Source organism: Streptomyces sp. NPDC023541 (genome assembly GCF_055559995.1).
On sequence record NZ_JBVHJO010000008.1, the window covers coordinates 317,610 to 339,484 of the forward strand.

The 21,875-nt window shown below is 74.3% G+C and carries 19 protein-coding genes; 11 read left to right on the forward strand and 8 right to left on the reverse strand.

The genetic code is table 11. The features are described from left to right. Positions 1 to 5: 5 nt before the first annotated feature. On the forward strand, positions 6 to 755 hold the full coding sequence (locus ACZ3X1_RS22220) for a GntR family transcriptional regulator (protein WP_030831725.1): 750 nt from the start codon (positions 6 to 8) through the stop codon (positions 753 to 755). A gap of 75 nt (positions 756 to 830) precedes the next feature. Here ACZ3X1_RS22220 and ACZ3X1_RS22225 read toward each other — a convergent pair whose 3' ends face one another. Further along, positions 831 to 992: a hypothetical protein gene (locus tag ACZ3X1_RS22225; RefSeq protein ID WP_356810830.1), complete on the reverse strand. Its 162-nt coding sequence runs from the start codon at positions 990 to 992 to the stop codon at positions 831 to 833. Positions 993 to 1,095: 103 nt separating this feature from the next. Between ACZ3X1_RS22225 and ACZ3X1_RS22230 the strand changes: the two genes are divergently transcribed. Continuing rightward, positions 1,096 to 2,265, forward strand: a complete 1,170-nt coding sequence (locus tag ACZ3X1_RS22230; RefSeq protein ID WP_467280700.1) for a type ISP restriction/modification enzyme — start codon at positions 1,096 to 1,098, stop codon at positions 2,263 to 2,265. 59 nt (positions 2,266 to 2,324) lie between these two features. On the opposite strand, the gene ACZ3X1_RS22235 is transcribed toward ACZ3X1_RS22230, so the two are convergent. Further along, positions 2,325 to 3,050 carry a TetR/AcrR family transcriptional regulator gene (locus ACZ3X1_RS22235; RefSeq protein WP_356810829.1) on the reverse strand — a complete coding sequence of 242 codons (726 nt, stop codon included), beginning with the start codon at positions 3,048 to 3,050 and terminating at the stop codon, positions 2,325 to 2,327. A 73-nt stretch (positions 3,051 to 3,123) separates the two neighbouring features. Here ACZ3X1_RS22235 and ACZ3X1_RS22240 point away from each other — a divergent pair, with 73 nt between their 5' ends. The 3 genes from ACZ3X1_RS22240 (at position 3,124) to ACZ3X1_RS22250 (ending at position 6,157) form a co-directional block, all read left to right on the forward strand. Beyond that, entirely contained in the window at positions 3,124 to 4,092 is a 969-nt protein-coding gene (locus ACZ3X1_RS22240) for an ATP-binding cassette domain-containing protein (protein ID WP_467280701.1), read from the forward strand. Continuing rightward, positions 4,089 to 4,877, forward strand: coding sequence for an ABC transporter permease (locus ACZ3X1_RS22245; protein WP_467280702.1), 789 nt, complete (start codon positions 4,089 to 4,091; stop codon positions 4,875 to 4,877). Before ACZ3X1_RS22240 ends, ACZ3X1_RS22245 begins: the two co-directional genes overlap by 4 nt. Before the next feature lie 83 nt (positions 4,878 to 4,960). Continuing rightward, entirely contained in the window at positions 4,961 to 6,157 is a 1,197-nt protein-coding gene (locus ACZ3X1_RS22250) for a CaiB/BaiF CoA transferase family protein (RefSeq protein WP_467280703.1), read from the forward strand. A gap of 52 nt (positions 6,158 to 6,209) precedes the next feature. On the opposite strand, the gene ACZ3X1_RS22255 is transcribed toward ACZ3X1_RS22250, so the two are convergent. Next, positions 6,210 to 6,479, reverse strand: coding sequence for a hypothetical protein (locus ACZ3X1_RS22255; protein WP_467280704.1), 270 nt, complete (start codon positions 6,477 to 6,479; stop codon positions 6,210 to 6,212). Between the two features lie 290 nt (positions 6,480 to 6,769). On the opposite strand from ACZ3X1_RS22255, the gene ACZ3X1_RS22260 reads away from it, so the two are divergent. After that, positions 6,770 to 8,524 carry a serine/threonine-protein kinase gene (locus tag ACZ3X1_RS22260; protein ID WP_467280705.1) on the forward strand — a complete coding sequence of 585 codons (1,755 nt, stop codon included), beginning with the start codon at positions 6,770 to 6,772 and terminating at the stop codon, positions 8,522 to 8,524. Here the strand turns inward: ACZ3X1_RS22260 and ACZ3X1_RS22265 are convergent. Beyond that, positions 8,494 to 9,297 (reverse strand): SGNH/GDSL hydrolase family protein, encoded by an 804-nt coding sequence (locus tag ACZ3X1_RS22265; protein WP_467280745.1) that lies wholly within the window; start codon positions 9,295 to 9,297, stop codon positions 8,494 to 8,496. The genes ACZ3X1_RS22260 and ACZ3X1_RS22265 overlap by 31 nt on opposite strands. Before the next feature lie 169 nt (positions 9,298 to 9,466). Between ACZ3X1_RS22265 and ACZ3X1_RS22270 the strand changes: the two genes are divergently transcribed. Further along, positions 9,467 to 10,597: a DUF5925 domain-containing protein gene (locus ACZ3X1_RS22270; RefSeq protein WP_390079158.1), complete on the forward strand. Its 1,131-nt coding sequence runs from the start codon at positions 9,467 to 9,469 to the stop codon at positions 10,595 to 10,597. A 148-nt stretch (positions 10,598 to 10,745) separates the two neighbouring features. Here ACZ3X1_RS22270 and ACZ3X1_RS22275 read toward each other — a convergent pair whose 3' ends face one another. Next, positions 10,746 to 11,135: a GntR family transcriptional regulator gene (locus ACZ3X1_RS22275; protein ID WP_391694579.1), complete on the reverse strand. Its 390-nt coding sequence runs from the start codon at positions 11,133 to 11,135 to the stop codon at positions 10,746 to 10,748. 71 nt (positions 11,136 to 11,206) lie between these two features. On the opposite strand from ACZ3X1_RS22275, the gene ACZ3X1_RS22280 reads away from it, so the two are divergent. From ACZ3X1_RS22280 to ACZ3X1_RS22290, 3 genes are all read left to right on the forward strand, one after another. Further along, a complete protein-coding gene (locus tag ACZ3X1_RS22280; RefSeq protein WP_467280706.1) occupies positions 11,207 to 12,160 on the forward strand; it encodes a GNAT family N-acetyltransferase in 954 nt (317 codons plus the stop codon). Continuing rightward, positions 12,145 to 12,627 (forward strand): ribonuclease FAU-1 family protein, encoded by a 483-nt coding sequence (locus ACZ3X1_RS22285; protein WP_467280707.1) that lies wholly within the window; start codon positions 12,145 to 12,147, stop codon positions 12,625 to 12,627. The genes ACZ3X1_RS22280 and ACZ3X1_RS22285 overlap by 16 nt, the downstream gene beginning before the upstream one ends. Positions 12,628 to 12,859: 232 nt before the next feature. Continuing rightward, positions 12,860 to 13,948, forward strand: coding sequence for a lytic polysaccharide monooxygenase auxiliary activity family 9 protein (locus tag ACZ3X1_RS22290; protein ID WP_467280708.1), 1,089 nt, complete (start codon positions 12,860 to 12,862; stop codon positions 13,946 to 13,948). A gap of 43 nt (positions 13,949 to 13,991) precedes the next feature. Here the strand turns inward: ACZ3X1_RS22290 and ACZ3X1_RS22295 are convergent, their stop codons facing one another. From ACZ3X1_RS22295 to ACZ3X1_RS22305, 3 genes are all read right to left on the reverse strand, one after another. Then, a complete protein-coding gene (locus ACZ3X1_RS22295) occupies positions 13,992 to 14,852 on the reverse strand; it encodes an esterase/lipase family protein (RefSeq protein ID WP_356815829.1) in 861 nt (286 codons plus the stop codon). A 154-nt stretch (positions 14,853 to 15,006) separates the two neighbouring features. Next, complete coding sequence (locus ACZ3X1_RS22300; protein WP_362625684.1) at positions 15,007 to 16,011, reverse strand: DNA polymerase Y family protein; 1,005 nt, start codon at positions 16,009 to 16,011, stop codon at positions 15,007 to 15,009. Beyond that, positions 16,008 to 19,553, reverse strand: a complete 3,546-nt coding sequence (locus ACZ3X1_RS22305) for a DNA polymerase III subunit alpha (RefSeq protein WP_467280709.1) — start codon at positions 19,551 to 19,553, stop codon at positions 16,008 to 16,010. Before ACZ3X1_RS22305 ends, ACZ3X1_RS22300 begins: the two co-directional genes overlap by 4 nt. 927 nt (positions 19,554 to 20,480) lie before the next feature. On the opposite strand from ACZ3X1_RS22305, the gene ACZ3X1_RS22310 reads away from it, so the two are divergent. Continuing rightward, on the forward strand, positions 20,481 to 21,383 hold the full coding sequence (locus tag ACZ3X1_RS22310) for an alpha/beta fold hydrolase (RefSeq protein ID WP_356814195.1): 903 nt from the start codon (positions 20,481 to 20,483) through the stop codon (positions 21,381 to 21,383). Positions 21,384 to 21,875 lie beyond the last annotated feature (492 nt).

Consider the following 21,875-nt stretch of genomic DNA (forward strand, 5'->3'; position numbering starts at 1 on the left):
CACCCGTGACCGCCTTCGCCCCCGACTCGCTGGTACTGAACCGGAAGCTGCCGCTCTGGTATCAGGTCTCGCAGTCACTGCGCGCCTCGATACTGGGGCGGACCCCGGACGCCTCGCTGCGCCTGCCCACCGAGGAGCAGCTCGCCGAGCACTACGGGGTGAGCGTGCTGACCATGCGGCAGGCACTCAAGGAGCTGGAGGGCGAGGGCCTGATCAGCCGGCACCGGCGGCGCGGCACCTTCATCGAGCCGGGCGCGCTGCGCAGCACCCCGGTCCGGCTGCTGGGCTCGGTCGACGCGATCGTGGCCCAGCAGTCGGGCGACAGCACGACCGTCCTCGGCCACGGGCGCACTCCCGTGGCCGGGGAGCTGCTGGAGCACTTCCCCGGCACGCCCGAGGTGGTCACGTACCGGCGTCTGCGGCGCGACCGCGAGAGCGGCGAGCCGACCAACTGGGCGGAGAACGCGGTCCTGCCGGAGTTCGCCGAGGCCGTCGACCTCGCCGACCTGGAGCGCTGGCCGATGACGAAGGTGCTGCGGGACGTCGTGGGGGTGCGCATCAGCCGGATCACGGACACCGTGGAGGCCCGGCTCGCGGACCCGGAGACGGCCGAACTGCTCCAGGTCCCGCTGCTCAGCCCGATCCTGCACTACACGGGCGTGACCTACGACGAGGACGGCCGGGTGGTGGACGTGGCGCGGATCCGCTACCGGGGCGACCGGTTCTCCTTCACGGTGACGGTCGACGCGCACTGACCGCTGACCGCTGACCGCACCGACCCCGCTGACCGCCGTACTGCCCGCGCCGGCCGGCCGCGTCACCCCGTCGTTTCACTTCTTCTCGTCGTCGCCGGTCCGCTCGCCCTCGGCCTGGGAGGGCGTGGTCCGCGTCGTCTGCGGGTGGAGCTGCTTGCGCTGGGTCTCGTCCATGTCCTCGTCGAGGCGTTCGCCCTCGGCCTGGGACGGAGTCGAGTATTCGTCGTACTGGCTCATGACCGTCTCCTCGGTCGATACCGTACGTATCCATATATAAGCAGCGTAGCTCTTCGGCCTGGGCGCAGCCCGGGCATCGGAGCCCGTCGCTACCATCGGCGGCGTGAGCGCTGACACACCGCAGCCGGACCCGCTGCTGGACGATCTGATGCCCTGGGCCGTGGGCGGCCTGCGCCTGGGCCGGGACTGGGTGGCCGCGCCCGATCCGGCGGCCCTGCGCACCCGCTGGTCCGTCCTGGCCGGCGCCGAAGGGGCCGAGCGGGACCGGCTGTTCCGCCCGAGCCGCAGCCGCACACCCACCGCCCCGGCGGCCGCCCTGCCCGGGCAGCGCTCGGCGGGGACGGCACGTTTCGCCGACGCTCCCGGCCCCTGCCCCGACCCGGTACGGGTACTGCGCGAGCCCTTCGACGAGCAGTGGCTCCTGCCCGACCAGCGGCTGATCGACACCGCCCGCCCGGAGCTGTGGCGGGTCCTCGACGAGCACCAGCTGTTCCTCGTGGAGTCCCCGGAGCCGCTGGTCACCGCGCACCTCCCGGCCGGCCGGCTCGGCCGGATCCGCCCCCTGCACCGACGCCCGGGCGGCGGCGAGCCGAATCTCGCCCCCGGTCTGCTGCCGCTGATGGGCGAGCGCCACGGCGGCCGGGTGACCCCGCAGGACGTCCTGTGCTGGATCCTGGCGGCCGCCCGGCCCGGGCCGCGGGGGTACGAGGTCCCGCTCGCCGCCGATTCAGGGCGCTGGCGGGCCGGGCTGGAGCTGGGGCACCGGTTGCTCACCGTCCAGCTGCGCGGGGCGCGCGGCGGGGAGGCGCCGCGGCTGCCCGGCGGGCGCCGCCCGTACGTCCGCTCCGCGGTCGGGGGGTGGCCGGGCGGGGTCACGTACGACGCGGAGACCGAGACGCTGGCGCTGGGGAGCGGAACGGTCTCCCCGGTGCCGGCCGGGGCGTGGGAGTACGAGGTGCAGGGCGTGCGCGTGCTGGAGAGCTGGTTCGCCGCGCGTACGGCGCACCGCGGTCCGGAGGCGGACGGCCTGGCGGCGCTGGGCCCCGCCGAGTGGCCGCAGAGCTGGACCTCGGAGCTGCTCGCGCTGGTGACCACGCTGGCCCTGCTGGCCGAACTGGCCCCGGAGCGGGCCGCGTTCGAGCCCGGCCCGAGCCTGTCGGCCGCGGAGCTGCGGGCGGCCGGGGTGCTGCCGCCGCCGGCGTGGAGCCGGCGCCCCGCTTCGGTTCTGGACCACCAGGAGGAGGGCCCGGGCGGCCAGTTCGCCCTGCTCTGACCGGCCGGACGCCGGGCCGCCGGCCCCGGCCCCGGCCGCCGGCCCCGGCCGGACACCCCCTACGCCCCCCAGGCGCCCAGCAGCCGGGACACCGAGCGGTCGAAGACCGCGGCCATGTCCAGGCCCGCGCCGGGGACCGGGCCGGTACCCGAGACGGCCGCCGCCAGCCGCGGGTACTCGCCCGAGGCGAGGCGGGAGCCGAGCCAGGCCGTCCGTACGCCCTGCTCCTCGTCCTCGCTCCAGGGCAGCGCGCGGGCCCGCTCGGCCAGGGCCAGCTCCCCGGCCACGTACGTGGCGACGGTGCCGTTGACGGCGGCCACGAGTTCCAGCTTCTCGGCGTCGGGCACGTCCAGCGGCGCCAGGCACTCCAGGCTGTGCTCCAGGTAGCGCAGGGCGTTCGGGCTGAAGCCGTACACGGGGCTCAGCAGGCGCGGCAGCCACGGGTGGCGGTGCATCAGCGCCCGTGTCTGGCGGGCGAGGGCCAGCAGGTCGGCCCGCCAGTCGCCGGTCGGCGCGGTGAACTCGTACTCCCCGCTGACCGCGTCGACCATCAGCTCGTAGAGCTCCTCCTTGCGCGGCACGTAGTTGTAGAGGGACATGGTCCCCGCGCCGATCCCGGCGGCGACGCGCCGCATGGACACGGCCTCGATCCCCTCGGCATCGGCGATCCGCACCGCCTCGGCCGCGATCGACTCGCGGCTGTGCGCCGGCCTGGGGCCGCGGCCGGCCCGCTGGGGGCGGGACCAGATCACTTCGGGTTCAGCGGGTCGCCCGCCGGCTGTCATCGCTCAGATCACCTCGTCGTCTCGACACCATCTTAGTTACGTACGCCGTACGTAATGGGGTACGGTGGCGCGCATGACTACTACGTACGCCGTACTTAGTGAGGGTCTGGAGAAGACCTACGGCCGGATCCATGCCCTGCGCGGGCTCGACCTCGCCGTTCCCGAGGGCTCGGTCTGCGGACTCCTCGGCCCCAACGGTGCGGGCAAGACCACCGCCGTCCGGATCCTGACCACCCTCACCGAGCCCACCGCCGGCCGCGCCCTCGTCGCCGGCCACGACGTCACCCGCGACCCGGCGGCGGTCCGCCGGGCCATCGGCGTGACCGGCCAGTACGCCTCCGTGGACGGGGACCTGACGGGCCGGGAGAACCTGCGGCTGTTCGCGCGGCTCGCCGGACTGCGCGGCTCGCAGGCCCGCTCCCTCGCCGACGGGCTGATGGAGCGCTTCGGGCTCGGCGAGGCCGCCGACCGGGTGGCCTCCACCTGGTCCGGCGGCATGCGGCGGCGTCTGGACCTGGCCGCCGGGCTCGTCACCCGCCCCCGGGTGCTCTTCCTCGACGAGCCCACCACCGGCCTGGACCCGGCCGCCCGCGAGCACGTCTGGACCGCGGTCCGCGCCCTCGCCGAGGACGGCACCACGGTGCTGCTCACCACCCAGCACCTGGAGGAGGCGGACCGGCTGGCCGACGACGTCGTGGTCGTCTCCGAGGGCCGGGTCCTCGCCGGCGGCACCCCGGCCCGCCTCAAGGCCCTGATCGGGTCCCGCGCCGAGGTCGCCGTCACCGCGCGGGAGGAACTCGCCGGCGCCGCCGCCGTACTCGACCGGCTCACCGGTGCCCGGCCCGTGCTCGACGAGGAACGGCTGACGGTCGGCGTGACCGTCGTCGACGGCGGGATCACCCTGCCGCGGATCATCCGCGAACTCGACACCGCCGGCGTCCCGGTCACCGACGCGCGGCTGCGCCCGCCCACCCTCGACGAGGTGTTCCTCCGCGTCACGCGGGCCGGGACCGCCCGCCCGGAACAGGAGTCCGCCGCATGAGCACCCTGCTGTACGACGGCGCCGCCGTCCTCACCCGCCAGCTCCAGAAGACCCGCCACGCACCGGCGCTCCTGATCCTCACCCAGACCATGCCGATCACGATGCTGCTCTTCTTCGGCTACGTCTTCGGCAGCGCGCTCGCCATGCCCGGCGCCGAGTACCGGGAGTTCCTGGTACCGGGCCTGCTCGCCGCCACGGCCGCGAACGGCCTGATGGCCGGCATGTTCACGGCCGCGCAGGACGCCCACCGCGGGGTGACGGACCGCTTCCGCACCCTGCCGATGAGCCGGACCGCCGTCCCGCTCGGGCAGACCGCCGCCGACCTGCTCACCACCGGCGTGTCGATGGTGCCGCTGATGCTGGTGGGAGTGGCGATGGGCTGGCGGATCGAGAACGGCCTGCCCGGCGCGCTCGGCGCCCTGGGCGTGCTGCTGCTGTTCCGCTTCGCCACCGCCTGGGTGGGCACGTACCTCGGTCTGCTCAGCCGCAGCGAGGAGGCGGCAGGGCAGCTGGGCGGCGCCACCTTCGTCCTGCCGATGCTGTCCAGCGCCTACCTGCCGACGGCGGGCCTGCCCGGATGGCTGCGCACGGCCGCCGAGTGGAACCCGATCAGCTCCGTCGCCACCGCCGTGCGCGAACTGTGCGGGAACGCCGGGGCGCAGGCCGGGCCGGGCGCCGCCTGGCCCGTCGCCCATCCGGTGGCCGGGGCGCTGCTGTGGTCGGTGGTGCTCCTCGTGGTGTTCGTGCCGCCGGCCACGCGGAGGTTCGGGCGCGGCGGAGCCTGACGCGGGTCCTCATAGGCGATCAACGGCGCATATCGCCCTCCGAGTGGTGACAGACCCCCGCCCGACCCGGTAGGCAGGGCCTCATGACCACCGAACCGCTGCCCCTGGACGGCATCACCGTCGTCGCCGTCGAACAGGCCGTCTCGGCCCCCTTCGCCACCCGCCAGCTCGCCGACCTCGGCGCCAGGGTGATCAAGGTCGAGCGTCCGGACGGCGGCGACTTCGCCCGCGGCTACGACACCGCCGCGCACGGCCTCGCCTCGCATTTCGTGTGGGCCAACCGGGGAAAGGAGTCGATCGCGCTCGACCTGAAGGACCCGCGCGGCCGTGAGGTGCTGCACGGCCTGCTGGCCGGCGCGGACGTGTTCGTGCAGAACCTCGCGCAGGGGGCCGCCGCCCGCCTCGGACTCGACTCGGCCGCGCTGTGCGCCCGCTACCCGCGACTGGTCGCCGTGGACGTGTCGGGCTACGGCGCGGAGGGCCCGTACGCCCACAAGCGGGCCTACGACATGCTCGTGCAGTGCGAGGCGGGGCTGGTGTCGGTGACGGGCACCCCGGAGCAGCCCGTCAAGGCGGGGATCCCGGCGGCCGACATCGCGGCGGCCATGTACGCCTTCTCGGGGGTACTGGCCGCGCTGCTGCGCCGCGCAGTCACCGGGCGCGGGGGCAGGGTGGAGGTGTCCATGCTGGACGCGCTCGCCGAGTGGATGGGGCATCCGCTGCACCACACGATGCACGGCGGGGAGCAGCCCGTGCGCACCGGTCTGGCGCATGCGGTGATCGCCCCGTACGACGCCTACACGACGGCGGACGGGAACCGGGTGCTGCTGTCGGTGCAGAACGACCGCGAGTGGCGGCGGCTTGCACAACAGGTGCTGCTACGACCCGAGTTGGCCGAGGATCCGGCGTACGCGACGAACACGGCGCGCACCGGGAACAGGGAGAAGACCGACGCGGTCGTGGCGGAGGCGCTGGGCCGGCTGGACGCGGACGAGGCGATCGGACGCCTGGAGGCCGCGGGCATCGCCTGCGCACGGCTGAACTCGGTGGCCCAACTGGCCGGGCATCCGCAGCTCGCGGCCCGGGACCGGTGGCGCGAGGTGGGATCGCCGGTGGGTCCGCTGCGGGCCCTGCTGCCGCCGATCGGGCTGCCGGACGGCGCGGCACCGCACATGGGTGCGGTGCCCGCGCTGGGTGAGCACACCGACGACCTCTTGCACGCCCTGGGGATGGCGGGCGCACGGATCTCGGAACTGCGCCGGGACGGTGTGATCGCGTAGGGCCGGGTGGCCGGAGGCCGGGAAAGGCGAACGGCCGCGGGTGCGGGGTCTGTTACGAGCGGCGGCTGCCGAAGAGCGTGCGACGCAGACGGCGCAGCGGCGCGAAGAGCGAGACGCGCGCGCTCCGGCTCCGCAGACGGTGCGTGTGGTCGCGGGAGGTGAGCTCGCGCATCAGCAGCGTCGCCTCCGCGGCCTCCCGGTGCGGGACGGCGGGTCCGCCCAGCACGGCGAGGTGGCGGTCGAGGCGCGAGCTGGTCGCACCGCTGCCGCAGTTGATGGCAGGCACGCGAGGCGGCCTGCTGCGCATTGCTATCTGTTCCATGATCTCTCCCCACCCGTACGAGGGCACCCGGCCCGGGCAGGTTAACCCTATCGCCCCCGCGTCGCGCGCGGGTATCCCGGTGGCGTGAATTACCCCTGTGGCGACGGGGAGTTGACGATTACTCAGCGGAGTCGACAGTTACTCTCCGCACAGGAACGGGCACGAAAATCACGCTCCGGAAGAGCTCGGCGCGAGTCTCGTCACGACAGGGGCCGCACGACGCACACTGCGCTAACTTGGAGTGACCGATCGATGACACATGGGCGCACAGAAGCATTCGGGGGGCTCGCGTGAGTGAGGAAGCCAACTCCGAACGTGTCGTCTCGGGCCGCTACCGGTTGCTGGAGCAGATCGGCCGCGGCGGGATGGGCGTGGTGTGGCGTGCCCGGGACGAGGTACTGGCCCGCGACGTGGCCGTCAAGGAGGTGCGCGCACCGGCCGGGCTGGACACCGCCGAACTGCAGCGTATGTACCGGCGGCTGGAGCGGGAGGCGTGGGCCGCCGCCAGGGTCTCGCACCGCGGGGCCGTCACGGTCTACGACGTGGCCTCCGAGGACGGCCGGCCCTGGATCGTGATGGAGCTCGTGCGCGGGCTATCGCTGGCGGACGTACTGGAGGCCGAGGGGCCGATGGCCCCGCAGCGCGCCGCACACATCGGCGAGCAGGTCCTGGCCGCACTGCGGTCCGCCCACGACTCGGGGGTGCTGCACCGGGACGTGAAGCCGGCGAACGTGCTGATCGCCAACGACGGCCGGGTCGTGCTCAGCGACTTCGGGATCGCGAGCCTGGAGGGCTCCTCGGCCGTCACCATGACGGGCGAAGTGGTCGGCTCCCCCGAATTCGTGTCGCCGGAACGGGCGTTGGGGCGCGAACCGGGCCCCGGATCGGACCTGTGGTCGCTCGGCGTCATGCTCTACGCCTGCGTCGAGGGGGTCACGCCGTTCCGGCGGGCCACCCCGCTGGACACCCTGCGGGCCGTGGCGGACGAGGAGCCGCCCCCGGCGCGCCGGGCCGGTCCGCTGGAGCCCGTACTGGAGGGGCTGCTGCGCAAGGACCCCGCAGAGCGCCTGGACGCGGCGGAGGCGGCCCGGATCCTGCGGGTGGTGGGCGCGGGCGGTGCCGTGCGGGCGTCCGCCGGGCCGGTGTCGGGACCGGACGCGCCGATGCCCTCGGCCCGCCAGGGGCACGAGCCGCGGGGCGGCGCCGGGCCGTACGGGCCGCAGGCGCCACCGACCCCCGTACGCGGGCCGGTGACGGCGGGCGGCCCGGTGCCCTCGGCCGGGCCCGGGGAGGGCCGGGGCGCGGCCGGGCCGGTGCTCGCCGTCGGGATCGCGCTGCTGCTCGCCCTGGCCGCGTTGGGCTGGGTCCTGCTCAAGGACCTCGGGGACGCGGGCGGGCGCGGTGGGAGCGGGGGCGCGCCGACGGGCCCGGCGGCCACGGCCCCGGCCGCCACCACGGCTCCCGCGTCCGGCGCGCCGACCTCCGCGTCCGCGTCGCCCTCGGCTCCGGCCTCGTCCGGCGCGGGCGGGCACGTCTCGGTGTACGTCGACGCGGTGCGCACCCGGTACACCGGGAGCTGTCCGCCGCCCGTCGGGAGCGCACCGTCCTTCACCGCGACCGTCGAGGTGGAGAGCGTCCCCGTGGCGCTGGAGTACCGCTGGGCCACGCGGAGCGGGCGGACCTCCGGGCCCGGTTGGCAGTCCGTGACGTACGAGGCGGCCGGGCCGAAGAGCCGGCGGCTGGAGCACACCGAGCTGACGCACGTGCCCGGCACGGTCTTCGAGGACGCGGTCAGGCTGGAGGTGCGGGGAACGGCGGAGGTCGCCACCGAGTGGGTGGCGACCTCCGTGACGTGCGAGGAGGCGACCCCGACGGGCGGGGCCTCCTCCCCCGGCGCGAGCCCGTCACCGGGGCCGCCGGAGCCGCCGAGTTCGCCGGGGCCGCCGGGGTCGCCGGGGCCGCCGGGGCCGCCGACGGCCGGGCCGGCGGCGACCCCGGAGGACGGCGGGCCGGATCAGGCCGCGTTGGTGAGGACGGGCAGGTAGCCGCCGGACTGTCCGGAGGCGGTCGGGTGGTAGGACTCGGCGATGTTCAGCCAGTTGACGCTGTGCAGCCACGGGCTGCCGGAGCAGATCTCGTGGCCCGTGAAGGCGCCGGCGACGGAGGCGAAGGTGAAATCGTGGTCCGCGGCGCGTTTGGCGATGGCGGCGTTGAGGTGGTCGGCGGCGCCGTTGATGGCGGCGCGCTCACCCTCGGTCAGGCCGGTGGTGCAGGCGCCGTTCAGCTTGTAGAAGCGGGGATAGCCGAGGACGACGACGCGGGCGGCGGGTGCCCGGCTGTCGATGGCGTCGTAGACCTGGTCGAGCCGGCCGGGGAGGGTGGAGTCCACGTAGGCCTTGGCCTGGTTCACGCGGTTGACGCAGGTGGATTCGGACTGGAGCACACAGGTCGTCATGACGTCGGAGAATCCGGCGTCGTTGCCGCCGATGGTGATGCTGACCAGGTCGGTCCCGGAGTTGAGGGGACCGAGCTGGCCCGAGAGCACATCACCCGTACGGGCGCCGGAGCAGGCGGTGAAGGCGAAGGTCTGGGGGGAGTGGGCCGCGGCCCAGAGGGCGGGGTAGGCGCGGGTGGTGCGCTTGCAGTTGCCGCTCGCGCCGTCGTAGTTGCCGGCACCGAGTCCGGACGAGTACGAGTCGCCGAGGGCGACGTAGCCGAAGTCGGCCTGGGCGGCGGCCGCCTGGCCGGCGCCGAACAGCGCGGCGCTCGCGGCGAATAAGAGGGAGGAGGTCAGGGCAGCGAAGCGCGACATTCTCATGCTCATGTGTGCGGCTCCTTGTGGGGGTTACTCCTGAGTTGTTGGTACAAGCAGCCGGGGGTTGCCGGAAGTGTCCATGCCAAGAATGTTCGGAGTGGAGTTGCGGCCCGAATCTTCACGCCCCCTGCGTTTGGAGGGGGAACTTGGCACCCGATCCGGCGAAACACGGGTGCACGAGGGCACCTCGTGCCGGATCATGGGCGCCATGCCAGCCAACCCGCATGACGCGCTGCCGATCCGGCTCAACGTCGACGACAGCGATTCACCGTCGGACGTCGTCGACGCGCTGTTCCTCGGCCGGTTCGCCTCGGGCGAGCAGCCCTACTCGCACAGCGTGTCGATCGAGCGGGTCAAGGTGGAGGCGACCCTCCTGCCGCCGGAGGCCACGGTGTTGCGCTCGGCGCGCGACAGCGACCGCAGCGCCACCCTCGCCGAGGGCGAGGGCTGGACGATGCTCGTCTCCCGGTGGAGCCGGGGCGCGGACGTCACCGTGACGGCCGTCAGCGACGAGCTCGCCGCCGGCGTGCTCGGCCGGGCCACCGAGGGCGTGCAGGACGAGCCGGAACCGCAGCCCGAGAACGTCACGATGGGCTTCTGGTACGTCTCCCCGCGCCGCGGCCCGTACCGGACGACCCGCCAGATCGCCGCGGGGACCTGGGCGGAGGTACGGCCCAACTACACCGCGCCGGTCGCCGCGGCCATGGACCGGCTGATGAAGGTGACCCCGGACGACATCGCGGGCCGGCTGCTCCTGCTGCACGGCCCGCCGGGCACGGGCAAGACCTCTGCCCTGCGCACGCTGGCCCGGTCCTGGCGGGACTGGTGCCAGGTGGACTGCGTCCTGGACCCGGAGAGGCTGTTCAACGACGTCGGCTACCTGATGGACATCGCGATCGGCGAGGACGAGGGCACGGCGAAGGGCCGCTGGCGGCTCCTGCTGCTGGAGGACTGCGACGAGCTGATCCGCGGCGAGGCCCGGCACACGGCGGGCCAGGCGCTGTCGCGGCTGCTGAACCTCACGGACGGCCTGCTGGGGCAGGGCCGCAACGTCCTGGTCGGCGTGACGACCAACGAGGACCTGGAACGGCTCCACCCGGCGGTGGTCCGCCCCGGGCGCTGCCTGGCCCGTATCGAGGTCGGCCGGCTGACCCACGGGGAGGCGGTGGACTGGCTGGGCACCGAGGAGGGCGTCCCGCGCGAGGGCGCCACCCTGGCGGAGCTCTTCGCCCTACGCCGCGGCACGGGCCCGGCGGCGGTCCTGCCACCGCAGTCCCACTCGGAGGCGGGGCTCTACCTCTAGGTCGTCAAAGGGGCAGGCTCCCCCGGACCGATCGAGGCGCGGGGCCGGGGGCGGAGCCCCCGCAGGCCGGGCCTCGGCAAGCCGGGCCTCGGCGAGCCGGGCAGGTTTCCGCCGGACCGCGGGCCCACCGGGGCGGGGCGGCAGGCGGCTACTTCGCGGCGAACCGGGCCCGGAGGGCGGCGGTGGCGGAGGCGATCGCCTCCGCCTCCGTCAGCCCCAGCCGGTGCGCCCGCTCCGCGAACGCCTGCGCGGCCGACGCGGCCTCACGCGCCGCGCCCTCCCCCGCCGCCGCGACGAAGGTCCCGTTGCGGCCGCGCGTCTCGATCACCCCGTCGGCCTCCAGCGCACGGTAGGCCTTCGCGACGGTGTTGGCGGCCAGCCCCAGTTCCTCCGCCAGCCCCCGTACCGTCGGCAGTTTGAAGCCGGCCGGCAGCTTCCCCGACCGGGCCCGGGCGGCGATCTGCGCGCGCAGCTGTTCGTACGGGGCGGCCGACCCGGCCGAGCCGTCGATGGTGATCTTCAGGTTCGTCGAGCTCACGGGGGTGATTGTCCACCATCGCCGGTTAATTGGGAGGCGCCGGGCGCGCGTGCGCCCGTAGCGTCTGCCGCATGACTGTTCTGATCCGCGATCTCCGTCCGGGTGACCTCCGTGACGTGGAGTCGGTGGTACGGGTACGCCGCGCGGCCCTGCCGTGCCTGATCACCAGTGCCGTGGACGTGGCCTTCGAGCTCTCCGGCGCCCACCCCGCCCGGCACCACCGGGTCCTCGTCGCCGAGACCCAGGACGGCGAGGTCGTCGGCAGCGCCCAGGTCGGCATCGCACACGACAGCCCCCGGCCGGGCCAGGGATACGTCAACGCGTACGTCGACCCCGCCCGCCGCGGCCTCGGCGCCGGCCGGCTCCTGCTGGGCGCGGCCGAGGAGCACCTGGCCGCCCGGGGCGCGGTGGACTCGTACGCCTGGGTGCTCGACGAGCCCGCGCACCGCGCCTTCGCCGAGCGGCACGGCTACCGGCCCGGCCGCTCGGCGCACTTCCTGCGCCTGGACCTGACGGCGGCCGCGCTGCCCGCGCTCCCGGACGCCCTTCCGCCCGGGGTGGAGCTGCGGCCCGCGACGGCCTTCGCCGCGGACCCGCGTCCGCTCTTCGCGATCGACGCCGAGTCGACGGCCGACGAACCGGGTGACGTGCCGGCCGATCTCGACGACTACGAGGACTGGCTGGCCCACATCTGGCACAACCCCTCCCTCGACAAGGAGCTGACGACCGTCGCCCTGGTCGACGGGCGGGCGGTGGCCTTCAGCGCCGCCCGGACCGACGGCGCCACCCGCTACGGCTCGGCGATGACCGGCACGCTGCGCGCCTTCCGGGGGCGCGGCCTGGCCAAACTCGCCAAGAACACCTCCCTGCACCGGGCCCGCGCGGCCGGGTACACCGAGGCGTTCACCGGCAACGACAGCGGCAACGAACCGATGCTCGCCATCAACCGGTGGTTCGGGTACGAGATCTGCGCGACCGAGACGCACTACACCAGGGAGCTGGGGAACCGGTGGCCGAGCAACTGACCGTCGTCCTGACCAAGGCCGGCCGGACCAAGATCCGCTATCCGGCGACGCAGGTCGCCGACGACGGCGACCGCATCTGCGTACGGGCCCCCTGGGCGGCCGAGGGCGTACGGGACTTCGGCTTCGTCCGCTTCGAGCCGGGCGACGTGTTCGTCGAGCACTTCTGGCGGACCCGCTGGTACGCGGTCAAGGAGGTGCGCACGGGCGACGGCGCCCTGAAGGGCTGGTACTGCGACGTGACACGCCCGGCCCTGGTGCGGAGCGGGGAGATCCTCGTGGAGGACCTGGACCTCGATCTGTGGGTCTCGGCGGACGGGACGTCCGTACTTCGGCTGGACGAGGACGAGTTCGCCGAGAGCGGCCTCGCGGCGAGCGACCCGGAGGCGGCCGCCCAGGCCGTCCGCGCCCTGGACGCCCTGGACGACCAGGCCCGCTCCGAGCATGGCCTGGCCGCGCTCCTGCGGTAGAAGGGCGTTTCCCCTGCGTGCCGGGTGCGGTTCCTGATGCCGCTCTTTCGCCTTCCTTAAGCGGACCCTAAGGATCCTCTCCTGGGGGGTGCCGGCGGCGAAAAGGCGTGGTCCGGGGGCTAGCTTGGCGGGGCCAGGACAGGAAGGGCCGGTCGTGGCGCCGCCGGGGGGCGGCGCCGCCGAGCCCCGATCCGCCGGCGCGCCCCTGCCTTTGCCCGAAGGAGACCCACTCATGTCCGCACGCCGCCGCACCGTGACGCCGATCCGTATCGCCGCCGCCGGTCTCGCCCCGCTCGCGCTGGCCGGGTACGCCGCCGTTCCCGCGGCCGCCCACGGCTCGATGACGGACCCGGTCAGCAGGGTCGCGGCGTGCTACGCGGAGGGACCGGAGTCACCGAAGTCGGCGGCGTGCAAAGCTGCGGTCGCGTCGAGCGGGACACAGGCGTTCTACGACTGGAACGCCGTCAACATCGCCAACGCGGCCGGCAACCACCGGGCGCTGATCCCGAACGGCCAGCTGTGCTCGGCCGGCAACGACAAGTACCGGGGACTGGACCTGGCCCGCGCCGACTGGCCGGCCAGCCCCCTGTCCGCCGGCCCGCACACCTTCCGCTACAGGGGCACGGCCCCGCACAAGGGCTCCTTCGAGCTGTACGTGACGAAGGACGGCTACGACCCGGCGAAGCCGCTGAAGTGGTCCGACCTGGAGCCCGCGCCGTTCGCGAAGGCCACCGACCCGGGCATGCAGAACGGCGACTACGTCTTCTCCGGGACCGTCCCCGACAAGTCCGGCCGCCACCTGATCTACAGCATCTGGCAGCGCTCCGACAGTCCGGAGGCCTTCTACACCTGCTCGGACGTGGTCTTCGGCAAGGACAACGGCGGCAATGGGGGCGACGGCGGCAACGGCGGTACGGGCGCCTCGCCGAGCACCAGGCCCAGCACCGGTGGTGGGAACGGCAACGGCAACGGGTCCAAGCCGTCCGACAAGCCTTCCGCCCCGACCGACCAGCAGATCGCCGACGGCGCCGGCAAGTCCTCGGTGGAGCACCACGGCCACGGCGACAACGACCCGAAGACGAACGGCGCGGCCGGGGCCCCGCTCCCCTCCCCGTCCTCGCCGTCCTCCGCGGACTCGTCGGACTCCGCGGGCTCGGCGGGCTCGGGCACCCCGGCCGGCGGCAACCTGGCGGAGACCGGTGGCAACAGCGCCACCCCGTCCATCGCCATCGCCGGGGCCGGCGCACTGGCCATCGGCGCGGCCGTGCTGTTCGCGATGGCCCGCCGCCGTGCGACGGCGACGGGCCGGCACGGTCGCTAGCCGGTAGGAACCTTCACACCGGGCGGACCGCCCGCGCCCCGGGTCAGTCGAAGACCGAGGCGCAGGTGGTCCGTTCGGCATGGGCCGGGTCGAGGGCGTTGACCGCCTCGTGCCAGGCGATGCGGTCGGTGAGCCCGATGGTGACGTGCTCCGAGAGGTCCAGGAAGCACAGGTCCTGGAGCACGACGTTGCGGACGTTCGGCCCCTCCAGGAAGCCGCTCCGGTAGGGGGTCACCACCTCGTCGTACTTGGTGGCGATCACCGTGTACTTCACCCCGGGCACGGTGTCGCCGCCTTCGTTGAGCTTCTGCAGGAAGGCGGAGCCGGCGATCTGGTCGGCGAGGCCGGGGGTCGCGCTGCTGATCAGGTCCTCGGCCCCGGGGAAGTACGGCAGGAGCTTGGTGAAGCCGAGCAGGGTCGTGCCGTGGTTGTCGGGGGCGAGCCCGACCAGCGCGTTCACCTTGGACGCGCCGCCGAGGAACTTCAGGTAGTAGCGCGGCATCATGCCGCCCTGCGAGTGCCCGACGATGTCGGTCTTGGACGCGCCGGTGGAGGCGAGCACCTTGTCGACGAAGACGTCGAGCTGTTCGGCGGACTTGTCGATGGGGCCGAGCCCGTTGAAGAGGGGCACGCCGGGCAGCTGGCCGTAGTCGAGCGAGTAGACGCAGTACCCGCGGTGCACGAGGTACGGGGCGAAGCCCAGCCAGTTGTCCCAGGAGTTGCCGAAGGTGCCGTGGACGAGGACGACGGGGCGCGGGTGCGCGGCGGACGGCTTGCAGGACCAGTCGTTCCAGCCGCTGCTGGGGGCGGATGCGGCCTGCGCTGCGCCGGTGGGGGCGACGAGTGCGGCGGCGGTGAGGGTGAGGACGGCCAGCGGGCGGAGCAGGCGTCTCCAGGGCAGCATCGTGTGATCTCCTTGCGGTCGACTCAAGGGGATGAGCGTGGGGGTTCGTCCCGTGATCCGGATCACAAGGGGGCTGCTGCCGCTAAATTACGTGTGAGTAGCAACACAGGGAAGTTACGCGTCGGTAAAAACTCGCGTGTCGTCCGATCGACCGTCAGGCGGCCAGCGTGCCACGGGCGATGACGTGCGGACCGAAGCGCGTACGGACCCGGTCGGTGACCGCTTCCAGGCGGCGGGCCTTCTCGTCCTCGGGGTCGAAACTGAGCTGCCGTACGGCCCGTTCGGCCGGGATCAGCTCCTCGGCCCGCAGGGACAGCGCACGGACCCGGGCCCGCTGCAGACCGAGGCCCTCGTACAGGGCGTAGGCCGTGGCGGTCAGGGCCGCGGAGTGCGCCGTGGGTTCGGCCAGGGTGCGGGTCCTGGTGAGCGTGGTGCGGTCGGCGCAGCGGACGGTGAGCGAGAGGACCCGGCACACCTGCCCGTCCTGTTGTGTACGAAGCTTCGCGCCGAGCTCCTCCGTCAGCGAGAGCAGCGCCCGCCGGTGCCGTACGGGATCCAGCTCGTCCCGGTCGAAGAGCCGCTCGGCGGCGATGGCGCGGGCGGCCGCGCCCGGCCGGACGGGGGTACGGTCGATCCCGAGGGCGCGCTCGTGCACCTCGCGGCCGAGCCGGGCGCCGAGGATACGCCGCAGGGCGGCGGGCGGGGCGGCGGCGACCCGGCCGACGGAATCGAGGCCGTAGGAGCACAGGGTGCGGGCGGCCTTGGGCCCGACCCCGTCGAGCGCGGTGACGGGCTTGTCCGCCATGAATTGCCGTACGGCGGCGGGGTCTTCGGGGAGCACCAGGGTTTCCCCGGGCCCGGCCTCGCGGGCCGCCGCCCGGGCCAGCATGGGGTTGCCGGCCACGCCGACGGCGGCGTCCACGCCGTAGAGGGCGAGGGCCCGGACCCGGATCACCGCGGCGAGCCGGCGGGCGTCGCAGCCGAAGTAGCGCAGCGCGCCCCGGACATCGGCGACGGCGGCGTCGGGCGGCAGGGCCTGCACGGCAGGGGTGATCCCGCCGAGCAGAGCGAGCACCCCGGCGTACTCCCGCGCCCCGAGCGGCCCTCCGCCGGCGGGGTGCAGTCGCAGGCACATCACGGCCTTTCCGGTGGCGCTCATCCCGCGCTCCCCGGGCTGGAGTGCCACAGCTTGCGGCCGGTCGCGGGGCCGGTGCCGGGCGGCTGGAGGTCGGCCCAGGGGTTCATCTCGTACCCCGTGGACATGCGGATCGTGCGCCCGGGGGCCTTCGCCGCCGGCTCCCCGTCGCCCCCGCCCTCCCCTACGGCGACAAGTTCGCCGTCCTGCCCGCCGACCGGTTCGCCGGCCGGCTCGGCGAGGCGGGCCGCGACCGCGTCCAGGCCGCCCGCCGCCCGCAGTTCCACCAGCTCGGCCAGGTTCCACGCCGCCGCCCCGACCACGCTCAGGCTCTGCGGGCCCCTCCGCTGCACGACACCTCGTACCAGCAGCAGGAAGGAGTGGAAGACGGTGTGCGCGCACCGCTCGTGGCTGTCCTCGAAGAAGGCCAGGTCGATCAGGCCCGTACCGTCGTCCAGCGTCGTGAAGACGACCCGCTTCCCGGACCGGATCGGCGGGGTCTGGGTGGCCGCCTTGGCTCCCGCGACCAGTACGGTCCGCCCGTGCTCGGTCTCCCGCAGCCGGCGCGCCGGGATCACTCCCAGCTCGGCCAGGAAGGCGTGGTGGTCGCCCATCAGGTGCCGCGAGGCGTCCATGCCGAGGACGCCCAGCTCGGCGCTGAGCCGTTCCGCGTCGCTCAGGTCGGGCAGCCCGACGGACGCCGTGGACCGGCCTCCCTCCAGCGGGAGTTGGGCACCGCGCGCACCCGCCGCGCGCTGCGCGCCGTGCAGTTCCGTCAAGTGCAGCAGCAGATCCCGCCGGTTCGCGCCGAACGAGTCCAAGGCCCCCACTTGGGCGAGCCGTTCGGCGACCGGCCGTCCCGGACGGGCCCGGTCCCAGAAGTCGCGCAGGGAGGCGTAGGGCTGTCCGGACTCGATCCGGGCCGCTTCGGCCCCGCTGATGCCGTGGACGTCGGTGAGCCCCAGCCGCAGCCCCCACACCCCACCGGCATCGGACACCAGTTCGATGCGATGGGCGACCGCCGACCGGTTCACGTCCAGCGGCAGCACCGGCACGCCCCGCCGCCGCGCGTCCGCCAGCAGCAGCCGCTTCGGGTACATCCCCGGATCGTGGGTGAGCAGCCCGGCGTAGAAGGCCGCCGGGTGGTGCGCCTTCAGCCACGCCGACTGGTAGGTGGGCACGGCGAAGGCCACCGCGTGCGCCTTGCAGAAACCGTACGAGCCGAAGGCCTCCACGATCTCCCAGGTACGGGCGATCACCTCCACCGGATAGCCGCGTTCGGCCGCCCTCGCCGCGAACCAGACCTTGATCCGCGCCTGCGACGGCGGGTCGGACAGCCCGCGCCGCACGCGGTCCGCCTCGTCCCGCCCGCAGCCGGTCATGACGTCCACGATCTCGATGATCTGCTCGTGGAAGACCACCACCCCGTACGTCTCGCGCAGCGCGTCGGCCAGGTCCGGGTGCGGGAAGCGCACCGGCGCCCGCCCGTGCCGGGCCTCGATGAAGGGCCGCACCATGTCGGCGGCCACCGGCCCCGGGCGGAAGAGGGAGATGTCGACGACCAGGTCGTGGAAGGTGGCCGGCTGCAGCCGCCCCACCAGGTCCCGCTGGCCCGGCGACTCGATCTGGAAACAGCCCAGCGTCTCGGCCGAGCGGATCAGCTCGTACGTGGCCCGGTCGCCCGGCGGCACCTGCGCCGGGTCGTCCAGGTCGAGCTCCCGCCCCGTGCCGCGCCGGATCTCCGCGACCGCGTGCGCCATCGCGGACTGCATCCGTACGCCGAGCACGTCCAGCTTGAGCAGTCCGAGCTCCTCCACGTCGTCCTTGTCGAACTGGGACATGGGGAAGCCCTCGCCGCTGGTGGGGACCACGGGCGTACGGGCGAGCAGCGAGGCGTCGGAGAGCAGCACCCCGCACGGGTGCATGGCGACCCCGCGCGGCAGTGCGTCCAGCGATTCGACGAGCTCCCACAGCCTTCCGTAGGACTCCCCGCGCACGTCGCGCAGTTCGGGGAGCTCCTGCAGCGCGGCGCGGGCGTCGCGGGCCCGGATGTGCGGGAAGGCCTTGGCGAGCCGGTCGGTGACGGCCGGGTCCATGGAGAGGGCGGCGCCGACGTCCCGGATGGCGTGGCGGACCCGGTAGGTCTCGGGCATGGAGACGGTGGCGACGCGCTCGGCGCCGAACCGGTCGATGATCCGCCGGTAGACCTCCAGCCGGCGGGCGGACTCCACGTCGATGTCGATGTCGGGCAGGACGCGCCGGCGCTTGGACAGGAAGCGCTCCATCAGCAGGCCGTGCTCGACGGGGTCGGCGTGCGCGATCCCGAGCAGGTGGTTGACGAGGGAGCCGGCGCCGGAGCCTCGGGCCGCCACCCGGATGCCCATCTTCCGTACGTCGTCCACCACCTGGGCGACCGTCAGGAAGTACGAGGCGAAGCCGTGGTGGGCGATGATGTCGAGCTCGTGGTGCATCCGTTCCCAGTAGGCGGGGTCGCCCGCGTAGCCGCGCAGCACCATGCCGGCGGAGGCCCGGGAGGCGAGGACCCGCTGGGCGCTGCGGTGGGCGGCGCCGACGAGCCGGGCCTCGGGGAAGTGCACGGAGCCCATGCCGAGGTCGTCCTCAGGGTCCACGCAGCAGGCCTCGGCGGTCTGCCGGGTCTGCGCGAGCAGGCGTCGGGCGTCGGCGGGGCCGAGGCCGGCCGCCCGGGCGATCAGGTCGGCGGCCTCGGCCATGGCGGCGGGGGCCTTGAGCCAGCGCTCGCCGGTGTCGAGGGGGCCCCGGCGGTCGATGGGGACCAGACGGCGTGCGGCGTCGAGGATGTCGGCGACCGGGCCCTGGCCGGGGTCGGCGTAGCGGACGGCGTTCGTGAGCACGGCCGGGACGCCCTGCTCGGCGGCGAAGCCGACGGTACGGGCGGCCAGCCGCAGCGAGCCGGGGCCGGTGCCGGTGCGGCCGTGGTGGACGGCCTCCAGGCGCAGGGAGTCGCCGTAGATCTCCCGCCAGGGCGCGAGCAGCCGGGCGGCCCGGTCGGGACGGCCCGCCGCGAGCGCCCGCCCCACCTCGGAGCCGGGGCCCAGGAGGACGAAGACGCCTTCCCCGCGCAGGGCGTCCCAGGGGACGAGCGGGACCTCGGCGGCCGTCGCGTGGGCGGTGGTGACCATCCGGCACAGCTCGGCCCAGCCGGCGGCCCCGTCCCGGGCCAGGAAGACGGCCCGCGCGGCGGACTCGTCCAGGAAGGCCCCGCCCTTGACGGGGGTGCGCCGCCGGTACGAGGCCTCGCCCGGACCGCCGCCCGGGGCGGACGCGGTCGAGCCCCCCGGCCCGGCCGAGCCCGCCGCGGGGGACCCGGCGGGCGACACCGCCATGTCCACGCCGAACAGCGGCCGGATGCCCGCCTGTGCCGCCGCCTTCGCGAACCGGACCGCGCCCGCGAGGGTGTCGCGGTCGGTCAGGGCGAGGGCGTCCATGCCCCGCTCGGCGGCACGCTCCGCCAGCCGTTCCGGGTGCGATCCTCCGTAGCGCACGGAGAACCCCGAAACGGTGTGCAGATGCGTAAAACCAGGCACCCGCGGCCTCCTGCTTCGCTCGTAGAACACCACCCCCGCTCTCCACCATAGAGCAATTCGAATACTCGTGCGAAACACTTGTTCGATCAGCCGATGTCCCCCCGGATCCGGGTGGCGGACCGGCCCGCGGGGCCCTTCCCGCGGCGGGGCGGGCGGGTTCGAGTCGTCCTGCGGACCGGCCCCCTCACCGGGATACGGGCGCGGTGGGGGCGGTTCGGATCGTGATGCGGGCCGGTTCGCGGGTCGGGATACGGGCGTGGTGGGGGCGGGTCCGCGGGGCCCTTCCCTCGGCGGGGCGGGCGGGTTCGGATCGTGATGCGGGCCGGTTCGCGGGTCGGGATCCGGGCGTGATGGGGGCGGGTCCGCGGGGCCCTTCCCGCGGCGGAGCGGGCGGGTTCGGATCGTCCTGCGGGCCGGTTCGCGGGGCCGGGGAGGGGTGTCTCCTCGGCTCGGCGCGTGCGGGGTGTCTCGGCTGTACCCGGTGGTTGCGCGCTCGTCCTGCGGGGACACCCCTCCCCGTCCCCGCTCCCCACGCGTCGGGCCCCGCTCCGGGAACCGTCCAGTCGGCCCGGGGGCGTTTTCGGGGCACTGTCGGAGCCCTGCCGTGGGGCGGGGACACGGCGGAGTGTCCCCGCAGGACGAGGCGCGACCACCGGGTACCACCGCGACATGCCCGCGGGCGCCGAGCCGAGGAGACACTCCGGCGGGGCACCGCCCCACACCACCAGCCCCGCCGGCGATTGAGGCGCGGGGTCTGGGGCGGAGCCCCAGCACCCACCGGCCAGCCGCAGCCGAAGCGGACGCGCTCGGCGGCGCGCGCTGCGGGAACCGTCACAAGAATCGCCCCCGAAGTGCGCCCTACCGCACTCCTCCCCCAGCGAGCACAATCGCCGTGACGACTCACATCGACCGTGAGGGAGGGAGCGCGTGCGCAATCAGGTGCGCACAGCGGACGGGCGCGCTCTGACCGTGGAGCGCTGGGGCGATCCGGACGGCAAGCCCGTCTTCCTGCTCCACGGCATGCCCGGCAGCCGCCTGGGCCCGGCCCCCCGGGGCATGGTCCTCTACCAGCGCCGGATGCAGCTCATCGCCTACGACAGACCCGGCTACGGCGACTCCGACCGCCATCCGGGCCGCACCGTCGCCGACGTGGCCCACGACGTGGCCGCCGTGGCCGACGCCCTCGGCCTGGACAGGTTCGCGGTGGCCGGCCGCTCCGGAGGCGCCGCCGGCGCCCTCGCCTGCGCCGCCCTGCTGCCGGACCGGGTCACCCGTACCGCGGCGATGGTGGGGCTGGCCCCCCGGGACGCGGAGGACCTGGACTGGTTCGCGGGGATGGCCGCGTCGAACGTCAAGGAGTACACCACCGCCTCCACCGATCCCGAGGAGCTGGCCGCCCGGCTGATCCCGCGCGCCGACGGCATCCGCAAGGACCCGGGGCGGCTGCTGGACGAGCTGCGCCGGGAACTGACCGACAACGACCGCATGATCGTCTCCGATGCCGGGCTGCGGTCGATGCTCTTGCGGAACTACCGTGAGGGGCTGCGCCGTTCGGCGTACGGCTGGATCGACGACGTCCTCGCCTTCAGCCGCCCCTGGGGCTTCGACCCGGCCTCCATCCGCTGTCCGGTGATGATCTGGCACGGGGAGCTCGACGTGTTCTCCCCTGTGGGCCACTCCCGTTGGCTGGCCCGCCGGATCCCGGGGGCCACCACCACGATCGAGCCGGCCGCCGCGCACTTCGCGGCCCTGCGCGCACTGCCCGACGTGCTGAACTGGCTGCTGCGCGACCTCCCCGTCCCGGACCTGAGCGAACAGCAGCCTGCCTAGCGGCCGTTCGGCCTCCCGGCGCCGCCCTCGGGGGGCGTCGATCCCCGTTTCGGCGCACGCCTGACCGGGCGTCACGTACCGACCTGCCCTCGGGGCATGGGCGAGGGCCCCGCCGTGACCCTGCACATCGACGACATCGGCATGGCGGTACTCGGCATCGGACTCCTCGTCGGGTACGCCGTCCGCCGGCGCGCGCGATCCGCCTCCGGGTCCACCTCCGGGGAGACCTCGTGGCCGCGATCGGCGCCGCCGCTGCGGCCCCCCGGACCCTCCGGCCCGGCGCTCCCCGCCGGTACGGCGAGCACGCGGACAGGCCGCGATCCGGCCGCCGGGGACGGCGGGCGCCACGCCCGGGGGGAACGGCCGGGCCACGGGTCCGGGAAAAATGGATCTTGCCGTCCGGCGAACGGCCGAATAAGCCACCCCGAGAAATACGCCGCACTCGCTATAGAACGGTTGACCAGGCGTCATGTCTCGGTTGCCAATGGGGTG

Excerpts from the sequence above, each read along its gene's own strand:
- ACZ3X1_RS22225 (WP_356810830.1), bottom strand. The coding sequence starts at position 992 with ATGAGCCAGTACGACGAATACTCGACTCCGTCCCAGGCCGAGGGCGAA.
- ACZ3X1_RS22235 (WP_356810829.1), bottom strand. The coding sequence starts at position 3,050 with ATGACAGCCGGCGGGCGACCCGCTGAACCCGAAGTGATCTGGTCCCGC.
- ACZ3X1_RS22240 (WP_467280701.1), top strand. The coding sequence starts at position 3,124 with ATGACTACTACGTACGCCGTACTTAGTGAGGGTCTGGAGAAGACCTAC.
- ACZ3X1_RS22245 (WP_467280702.1), top strand. The coding sequence starts at position 4,089 with ATGAGCACCCTGCTGTACGACGGCGCCGCCGTCCTCACCCGCCAGCTC.
- ACZ3X1_RS22250 (WP_467280703.1), top strand. The coding sequence starts at position 4,961 with ATGACCACCGAACCGCTGCCCCTGGACGGCATCACCGTCGTCGCCGTC.
- ACZ3X1_RS22255 (WP_467280704.1), bottom strand. The coding sequence starts at position 6,479 with ATGGAACAGATAGCAATGCGCAGCAGGCCGCCTCGCGTGCCTGCCATC.
- ACZ3X1_RS22265 (WP_467280745.1), bottom strand. The coding sequence starts at position 9,297 with ATGAGAATGTCGCGCTTCGCTGCCCTGACCTCCTCCCTCTTATTCGCC.
- ACZ3X1_RS22280 (WP_467280706.1), top strand. The coding sequence starts at position 11,207 with ATGACTGTTCTGATCCGCGATCTCCGTCCGGGTGACCTCCGTGACGTG.
- ACZ3X1_RS22290 (WP_467280708.1), top strand. The coding sequence starts at position 12,860 with ATGTCCGCACGCCGCCGCACCGTGACGCCGATCCGTATCGCCGCCGCC.
- ACZ3X1_RS22295 (WP_356815829.1), bottom strand. The coding sequence starts at position 14,852 with ATGCTGCCCTGGAGACGCCTGCTCCGCCCGCTGGCCGTCCTCACCCTC.
- ACZ3X1_RS22300 (WP_362625684.1), bottom strand. The coding sequence starts at position 16,011 with ATGAGCGCCACCGGAAAGGCCGTGATGTGCCTGCGACTGCACCCCGCC.